Here is a 558-nt window from a genome sequence, read left to right on the forward strand (position 1 = left end):
GGTCCACAAGGAATACAAGGAATACAAGGTCCGACTGGGGCAACAGGAGATACGGGAGCAACAGGTGCGACAGGGGAAGGCACTACAGGCCCAACAGGAGTAACAGGTCCAACAGGGATAACAGGCCCATCTGGAGGACCAGCCGGACCGACCGGCCCAACGGGGCCATCAGGTCCGGCGGGAGTAACAGGTCCATCTGGTGGACCACCTGGCCCAACAGGAGCAACTGGAGCGACAGGAGTAACAGGAGATACTGGGGCAACAGGCTCAACTGGAGTGACAGGAGCGACGGGAGAAACGGGAGCAACCGGAGGGACGGGTTTACAAGGTCCGCAAGGAATCCAAGGAGTGCAAGGAGAGATAGGTCCGACGGGTCCCCAAGGTGTTCAAGGTCCGCAAGGAATTCAAGGAGTAACGGGGGCCACAGGAGATCAAGGTCCGCAAGGGGTTCAAGGCCCACAAGGCGACATAGGTCCAACCGGCCCACAAGGAATTCAAGGCCCACAAGGTTCTCAAGGAATCCAAGGAGCGACAGGGGGAACGGGAGCACAAGGCCCA

1 pseudogene is annotated in these 558 nt (G+C 59.3%); it reads left to right on the plus strand.

From position 1 onward, the window contains the following. A pseudogene (locus tag MR079_RS28365) lies at positions 1–558 on the plus strand (collagen-like protein); the annotation flags it as partial.

It is taken from the genome of Bacillus cereus group sp. BfR-BA-01381 (assembly GCF_022663555.1).
In the GTDB taxonomy this organism is placed as follows: domain Bacteria; phylum Bacillota; class Bacilli; order Bacillales; family Bacillaceae_G; genus Bacillus_A; species Bacillus_A pacificus.